9 protein-coding genes are annotated in these 7,203 nt (G+C 73.0%); 6 read left to right on the top strand and 3 right to left on the bottom strand.

Translation table 11 applies throughout. The features are described from left to right. Positions 1 to 284 precede the first annotated feature (284 nt). From ACWDN5_RS45800 to ACWDN5_RS45775, 6 genes are read left to right on the top strand one after another with little or no spacing between them, the layout of a single operon-like run. Positions 285 to 518, top strand: coding sequence for a PLD nuclease N-terminal domain-containing protein (locus tag ACWDN5_RS45800; protein ID WP_449680683.1), 234 nt, complete (start codon positions 285 to 287; stop codon positions 516 to 518). Next, on the top strand, positions 515 to 1,510 hold the full coding sequence (locus ACWDN5_RS45795) for an ABC transporter ATP-binding protein (RefSeq protein WP_449680682.1): 996 nt from the start codon (positions 515 to 517) through the stop codon (positions 1,508 to 1,510). The genes ACWDN5_RS45800 and ACWDN5_RS45795 overlap by 4 nt, the downstream gene beginning before the upstream one ends. A gap of 29 nt (positions 1,511 to 1,539) precedes the next feature. Continuing rightward, positions 1,540 to 1,701 carry a hypothetical protein gene (locus tag ACWDN5_RS45790; protein WP_449680681.1) on the top strand — a complete coding sequence of 54 codons (162 nt, stop codon included), beginning with the start codon at positions 1,540 to 1,542 and terminating at the stop codon, positions 1,699 to 1,701. Next, the gene (locus ACWDN5_RS45785) at positions 1,698 to 2,378 is read left to right on the top strand and encodes a hypothetical protein (protein WP_449680680.1); all 681 of its coding nucleotides are present in this window, start codon (positions 1,698 to 1,700) and stop codon (positions 2,376 to 2,378) included. The genes ACWDN5_RS45790 and ACWDN5_RS45785 overlap by 4 nt, the downstream gene beginning before the upstream one ends. 5 nt (positions 2,379 to 2,383) lie before the next feature. Then, positions 2,384 to 3,505, top strand: coding sequence for a sensor histidine kinase (locus ACWDN5_RS45780; RefSeq protein WP_449680679.1), 1,122 nt, complete (start codon positions 2,384 to 2,386; stop codon positions 3,503 to 3,505). After that, on the top strand, positions 3,502 to 4,146 hold the full coding sequence (locus tag ACWDN5_RS45775) for a response regulator transcription factor (protein ID WP_310969979.1): 645 nt from the start codon (positions 3,502 to 3,504) through the stop codon (positions 4,144 to 4,146). Before ACWDN5_RS45780 ends, ACWDN5_RS45775 begins: the two co-directional genes overlap by 4 nt. Here the strand turns inward: ACWDN5_RS45775 and ACWDN5_RS45770 are convergent. From ACWDN5_RS45770 to fadD8, 3 genes are all read right to left on the bottom strand, one after another. After that, a complete protein-coding gene (locus ACWDN5_RS45770; RefSeq protein ID WP_449680678.1) occupies positions 4,120 to 4,701 on the bottom strand; it encodes a PadR family transcriptional regulator in 582 nt (193 codons plus the stop codon). The two genes, ACWDN5_RS45775 and ACWDN5_RS45770, sit on opposite strands and share 27 nt — an antisense overlap. A gap of 6 nt (positions 4,702 to 4,707) precedes the next feature. After that, positions 4,708 to 5,097: a nuclear transport factor 2 family protein gene (locus tag ACWDN5_RS45765; protein ID WP_310969981.1), complete on the bottom strand. Its 390-nt coding sequence runs from the start codon at positions 5,095 to 5,097 to the stop codon at positions 4,708 to 4,710. A gap of 271 nt (positions 5,098 to 5,368) precedes the next feature. Next, on the bottom strand, positions 5,369 to 6,970 hold the full coding sequence (gene fadD8, locus ACWDN5_RS45760) for a fatty-acid--CoA ligase FadD8 (protein ID WP_449680677.1): 1,602 nt from the start codon (positions 6,968 to 6,970) through the stop codon (positions 5,369 to 5,371). Positions 6,971 to 7,203 lie beyond the last annotated feature (233 nt).

Below are 7,203 nucleotides of genomic sequence, written 5' to 3'. Positions count from 1 at the left end.
GCCGCGCGGACCTCCGTGAGCAGGGTGGTGCCGGTCCGTGAGCCGGACAGGTCGGCGCGCACGGCCAGGGTGTTGACGAAGAAGCCGAGAGCACGCCGGCGGCCAGTGCGGCCTTGGCCAGACGGTGGAGTGACATGGGAGCCATCGTCGGACGCGGCCGTACAAGAGTCGTACAACCGCGGGTTAATACTTTCTGCCTAGCTCATGACGTCCGAACTTCCGATGTGCGGGCCCGCCCGGACGGCGATCGTGGTGGTGTTCACCGAGTCCGAAGTGGAGTTCGCATGTCCGTGGCATCCGAGACGACGCAGGCCTGGCTCCTGCTGGGCGTGGCCGGCGTCGCCGTGCTGGCCTTCGCCGTGCTATTCCTGGCCGCGCTCGTCGGCATCCTGCGGTCCCCGCTGACCGGCGGGATGAAGCTCGTCTGGGTGGTCTTCGCCTTCTGCGCGCCGTTCCTGGGCAGTGTGCTGTGGTTCCTGTTCGGCCGCCGCGACGCCGCCGTGGCGGTCCGGCGGTGATCGTCGCGGACGGACTCGGCAAGTCCTATCGGGACGGTGCTGGCGTCGGTGAGCTTTCGTTCACCGTGCGCCCGGGCGTCGTGACCGGTTTCCTCGGGCCGAACGGCGCCGGCAAGTCGACGACCATCCGGCTCATGCTCGGCCTCACCCGCGGGCGCGGCCGCACGACCTTCGGCGGGCGGACCTACGCCGAGGTGCCAGGTCCACTTCGGACGGTCGGCGTGCTGGCCGGCGCCGCGGCGGTGCACCCGGCCCGGACGGCCGCCGCGCACCTGCGCATGGTCGCCGCGGGCGGCGGCGTGCCACCCCGGCGGGTCCGCGAGGTGCTGGCGGAGGCGGGGCTCGCGGACGTCGCCCGGAAGCCGGCGGGCCGGTTCAGCCTGGGCATGAAGCAGCGGCTCGGCCTGGCCACCGCGCTGCTGGGCGACCCGGAATACCTGATCCTCGACGAGCCGGCGAACGGGCTCGACCCGCAGGGCGTCCGGTGGATCCGCGACCTGCTGAAGCGGCTGGCGGGGGAGGGCCGGACGGTCTTCGCCTCCTCGCACCTGCTGGCGGAGACGGCGATGCTCGCCGAGGACCTGATCGTCATCGCCGGTGGCCGGCTCGTCTCGGCCGGGCCACTGGACGAGTTCGTCCGTCGGCACGCGCGCGCCGACGTGGTGGTGCGGGCGGAAAGCCCGGGAGCGTTGCAGGTGGCCCTGGCCCGCGACGGCCTGCGGGTGCGGCAGGAGGCGGGGGAGCTGGTGGTGGACACGGCCGACACCGGGCGAGTGGTGGCGGTGGCCGGCCGCGCAGGGGTGGTGGTGCGCGAGGTGTTCGTGCGGCAGAGCGGCCTGGAAGACGCATTCCTGGCGGCGACCGCGAGCGCCACGGCGGCTGCGGCGCCCGCGACGGCGGCTGCGGCTGCGGCTGCGGCCGAGCCTGCGGTGGGGACTCCGGCCACATCGGCGGGTGCGGTGTATGGCCGGCGTCGCCGGAGGCTGTTGTGAAGCGCGAGTCGGGTTCCGGAGAAGTGCGGGTGGGGTGGCGGGCCGGGGTGGCGGCCCCGAGCACATCGGCGGGCGCGATGGCGGCTGCGGTGCCGGGCCGGCGCCACCCCGAGGCCGTCGTGACGCGCGAGTCGGCTTTCGGCGGGGTGCGGGCCGGGATGCTGTGGCGCTGTCCGCCGGGGCTGTCGTGAAGCGTGCACTGGCCTACGAATGGGCCAGGGCTCGCTCGCTGCGGTCGACGTGGCTGCTCCTGACCGCGTCCGGAGTCCTGCAGTTCGCCTCCGGTCTCCACTGGGGCCTGCGGCGCGATCCCGGGGCCTTCGTCGCCGCCTCCGGGGTGGCCGGGAAGCTCGGTGCGGTGCTCGTCGCCGCGATCGGGGTGGCCTCGTTCGGGGCGGACCACCAGTACGGGACCCTCGCCACCACGCGGCTCGTGCTGCGCTCGCCCTCGCGGATCGTCGCTGCGCGGGCGCTGGTCACCGGCGGGCTCGGGGGGCTCGGCGGGGTGGCGATGGTGGTGCTGACCGCGGCCGGGGTGGCCGCGGGCGGGGGTGCCCTGCCCGCCGGCGAGGGGGCGGCGGGCAGGGCGGCCGGGGCGGTGGTCCTGCTGACCGTCCTTTCCGGACTCGCCGGGGTGGCGCTCGGCGGGCTGCTGCGGCACAGCGGGCTCGCGATCGGGGTGTTCGCGGGGTGGGCGTTCGTCGTGGAGCTCGTCCTCGGCGTGGTCGCCGGCGTCCCGGCGACCGTCCTCCCGTTCACCGGCACGGCCTTGTTCGCCGCGCCCGGGATCGGTGCCTTCGCGGGGCTGGTCGCCGTGGCGCTGACGGCGGCCGCGGTCGGCACGGCCCGCGGCGGGAGCCTAGGCTGATCACGGTGAAGCGATGGCTGAGCTGGTGGGACGGCCGCCTCCTCCTGCTGGCGCTCGACGTCGCGGTGGCCGCGGCCGTCATCGTCGTGTCCCTGACCGGCGGCGACCCGCGTGACCCGCACCCCGCGCTCTACGTCCCCGCCGTCGTCGTCTCCGGGCTCGCCCTGCTGGCGCGGCGCCGGTGGCCCTTCCTCGTGCTGCTCGTCGCCGTGGCCTGCATGCCCGCCGGGGTGACGCTGATCCCGCTGATGGTGGCGCAGTACTCGGTCGCCGCCCGGCACGGCGTGAGCGTCGTGACCGGGGTGGCCGTGGTCGTCGCCGGGATCGCCGGGAACGTGGTGCCGGTGCTGCGGGACCCCGGCAGCTTCACCCTCGTCGTGGTCGTGCTCGGCACCTTCGTGCTCGGGCCGGTGCTGGCCGGGCTGTGGATGCACCAGCGCGCGGCGCTGCTGGCCGTGCTGCGCGAACGCGCCGACGAAGCCGAGCGCACCCGGACGCTGCTGGCCGACCGGGCCGTCTTCGCCGAACGGCGGCGGATCGCCCGCGAGATGCACGACGTCGTCGCCCACCGGGTGACCGCGGTCGCGCTGCAGGCCGGCGCGCTGTCGCTGCGGGCACCGGACGAAGAGACCGAGCAGGCCGCCGAAACGATCCGCGCCACCAGCGCCCTCGCCCTCGACGAGCTGCGCGGGATCCTGCGGGTGCTGCGCGACGACGCCCCGGCCGAGGACGCCGGCCCCGGTGTCCTCGCCTCGCTGGAACACCTCGTCGAGGGGGTCGCCGCGAGCGGGGCGCGGGTCGAGCTGGCCCTGCCGGACCCGCTGCCGGTGGTGCCCGGCGACGTCGGCCGGGCCGTGTACCGGGTCGTGCAGGAATCCCTGACCAACGCGGGCAAGCACGCGCCGCACGCCGCCGTCGGGGTCCGGCTCGCGGTCACCGGGGACCGGCTGGCGGTGGAGGTGACCAACCGGCTGACCCCGCACGGCAGTGCCGTCCCGGGGTCCGGCTACGGTCTGGTCGGGATGCGCGAACGAGTGGAGCTGGCCGGCGGCGACCTGGAGACCGGGCCGACCGGCGACGGCCGGTTCCGGGTTTTGGCGCGGTTCCCGGTGGGAGGACGGCGGTGACGGTCAAGGTCGTGCTGCTGGAGGACGAGGAACTGGTCCGCAGCGGCATCCGGATGATCCTGGAGTCGGCGGGTGACGTCGAGGTGGTCGCCGAGGACACCGACGGCGTGCGGGCGGTCGAGCTGACCGACCGCCACCGGCCGGACGTCGTGCTCACCGACGTCCAGATGCCCAAGGTCGACGGGCTCGAAGTGGTCCGGCGGCTGGCGGAGCACCCGGCGGCCCCGGCGGTGGTGGTGCTGACGACCTTCGACGTCGACGAGTACGTCTACACGGCGCTGCGCCACGGCGCGGCCGGGTTCCTGCTGAAGGACACCCCGCCGCGTGAGCTGGTCCACGCGGTGCGCGTCGCGGCCCGCGGCGAGGCGATGCTGTCGCCGAAGATCACCAAGCGGCTGCTGGCCGAATTCGCCGCCGGCGGCGGCACTGCACGGGCCCGGGCGAAGCTCTCGGTGCTGACTTCGCGCGAACACGACGTGGCCGTCCACATCGGACGCGGGCTGAGCAACGCGGAGATCGCCAAGGCCCTGGCGGTCAGCGAGTCCACCGTCAAAGTCCACATCGGACACATCATGGCGAAGCTCGAGGCGGCGAACCGGACCCAGGTGGCGATCCTAGTCCACGACGCCGGCCTGAGCTGACCCGCGCCCGCGCCGGTCGAGCACCTTGAGCGACTGCTCGCACCACCGCAGGTTTTCGCGCTCGAACGACAGGCCCCGCATCAGCGTCAGGTACGGGCCGATCCGCTCGGCTTCGGCGAGGTAGTCGTCCTCGAAGCGGCCGTCCAGCAGCCGCGCACGAAGCCGTTCGTAGCCCGCGATCTTGGCTTCCGCCCGGGCCATCCGCTCGGCCAGCGCCTGCCGGACCGCCCCTTCGTCGCCGACGTCCACCGCCTGCACCTGCACCAGGAGCTCGTCCCGGATCACGCCGGGGCGGGGCGGGCGCGCGGTGAACTCGCGCAGCGCCCGGTGCCCGGCGTCGGTGAGCGAGAACAGCCGCTTGTCCGGGCGCCGCTCCTGGTGGACCACCCGCGCCCGCACCAGGCCGTCGGCCGCCATGCGGTCGAGTTCCCGGTACAGCTGCTGCGGGGTGGCCGCCCAGAAGTTCGCCACCGAGGCGTCGAACCCCTTCGCCAGGTCGTAGCCCGACGCCTCGCCTTCGAGCAGCGCCGCCATCAGCGCGTTGCGCAGTGCCATGCTCAACTAGTTGAGTGCTTCGCGCTGGATCTGCCCGAACTGCGCCGCCATCGCTTCCGCCAGCGCCTGCGCGGCGGAGAGCGGCCGGACCATCACGGTGAACTCGTCGATCAGGCCCTCTTCGTCGAGGTGCAGGAAGTCGCAGCCCTCGACCCGCACGTCCCCGATCCGGGCTTCGAAGACGAGCGCGTGATCCCGGCCTTCGCCGCCGGTCAGCTCGCGCACGTACCGGAAATCCTCGAACACGCGCAGCACGCCGCGCAGGATTGCCGCGGTGATCGCCTTGCCCGGGTACGGCTTGAACGCGACCGGGCTGCGGAAGACGACGTTCTCCGCCAGCGTCGCGGCCATGGCGTCGGGATCGCGGGCCTCGACGGCCTTGCGGAAGCTGTTCATTGCGCACCTCGCCTACTCAATTTGTTGACTAGCGGGGTCAGCGTACCCGTTCGCCTTGGGTGACCGCCCGGCAACTCTGTTCGGCGGTCAGCATGGTGCGCACCCACTCGTCGAGGCCGAAGACCTCCGGCCCGGCGATCGGCTGGACGCCGGCGCCGGGCAGGCGGACGACGCCGTCGGTGGTCGAGCCGTCCGCGATGCCGCCGGCGAACCCCGGGGACGAGATGGCGAGCCGGTCCGTGACCGGGGTTCGCTCGAACGGAGGAGGGCGCTACACGCCGGCCCGGCGGGGCTCGTACTGCGCGCGCAGGGCCTTCTTGTCCGGCTTGCCCAGCCCGGTCATCGGCAGCGACTCCGCCACGATCACCTGCTTGGGCACGTGCACCGGGCCCTTGCGCTCGCGCACCGCGGCCTGGATCTCGGCGGTGAGCCGCTCGAGGTCGTGGTCGGCGTCCTTGCGCAGGACCACGACCGCCGTCACCGCTTCGCCCCACTTTTCGTCCGGGGTGCCGATCACGCCGACCTGGGCGACCGCCGGGTGCTCGGCGACGACGTCCTCGACCTCGCGGGGGAACACGTTGAACCCGCCGGTGACGATCATGTCCTTGACCCGGTCGACGATGAACCAGAAGCCGTCCTCGTCTTCGCGGGCGACGTCGCCGGTGTGCAGCCAGCCGTCGCGAAAGGTCTCGGCGGTGATCTCCGGCAGGTTCCAGTACCCGCCGGCGAGCAGCGGCCCGGCCACGCAGATCTCGCCCGGCTCGCCGGGGGTCACCGGGTTGCCGTCGGCGTCGAGCAGCGCGGTGCGCAGGAAGGCCGACGGACGGCCGCAGGAGGCGAGGCGGGCGTCGTCGTGGTCGCCCTTGGCGAGGTAGCTGATCGCCATCGGGGCCTCGGACTGGCCGTAGTACTGGGCGAAGATCGGGCCGAACCGGTCGATCGCCTCGCGCAGGCGCACCGGGTTGATCGACGCGGCCCCGTAGTAGACCGTCTGCAGCGAGGACAGGTCGCGGGTGCGCGAGTCGGGGTGGTCCATCAGCGCGTAGAGCATGGTGGGCACCAGCATCGTCGCGGTGATCCGCTGCTCTTCGATGATCCGCAGGGTGTCGGCGGGGTCGAACTTCGGCACGACGACCAGGGACCCGCCCTTGATCAGCGTCGGGGCGAAGAACGCGGCGCCGGCGTGCGAGAGCGGGGTGCAGATCAGGAACTTCGGCGCCTCCGGCCACTCCCATTCGGCCAGCTGGATCTGCGTCATCGTGGTCATCGCCTGCGCGGTGCCCATGACCCCCTTGGGCTTGCCGGTGGTCCCGCCGGTGTAGGTGATGGAGACGACCTGGTCCGGCGGCAGCACGGCGGGCGCCAGCGGCCCGGGTTCGAACGTCGCGGCGGCCGCGGTGAGGTCCTTGCCGACGTGGGCCAGCGGCTCCGGCACCGGCCCGATGGTGAGCACCTGCGTCAGGCCGGGGACCTTGTCGAGCAGGCCGAGCGCGCGGTCGACGAAGGCGGGCACCGGGTCGATGATCAGCGTGGTGATGCCGGCGTCGCCGAGGATGTAGGCGTGGTCGTCGAGCGACCCGAGCGGGTGCAGCGCGGTCCGCCGCGAGCCCTGCAGCTGCCCGGCGGCGATGATGAGCAGGACTTCCGGCCGGTTCAGCGACAGCAGCGCGACCGGCGCGCCGGTGCCCGCGCCGAGCGCCTCGAAGGCCTGGGCGTACTGGCTGACCTGCTCGGCGGTCCGGCCCCCGGTCATCGTGGTCTCGCCCAGCACCATGACGGGCTTGTCCCGGTGCCGTTTCAGGGCGGAGACGACCAGGTGGCCGAGGTGGTTCGGATACCGCATCGCCTGCTCGTCCATCCCGGTCCCTTCCACGGCGCCAGACTAGAACACGTTACTGTTCTCGACAAGATACGGCGAGTGGTCGGGGTTTGTCAGCTCGGCAGTGTGGTGGAACAGGTTTCAGTGACCTGGAAGGGGGGGGGGGCGGGCGCGGGCGGCCGCCCCGGCCCCGGTATGACCCGCAGCCGGCCCGCCAGAATTCCGCGGACCCCGCCACCACAAAACCAACTAAAAAAATAAATTAAAAATAATGAAAAAAAAAAAAC

The organism is Amycolatopsis sp. NPDC003731, from assembly GCF_053586895.1.
The sequence above is the reverse complement of the archived record's forward strand: the minus strand, read 5'-3'. Positions and strand labels throughout refer to the sequence as shown.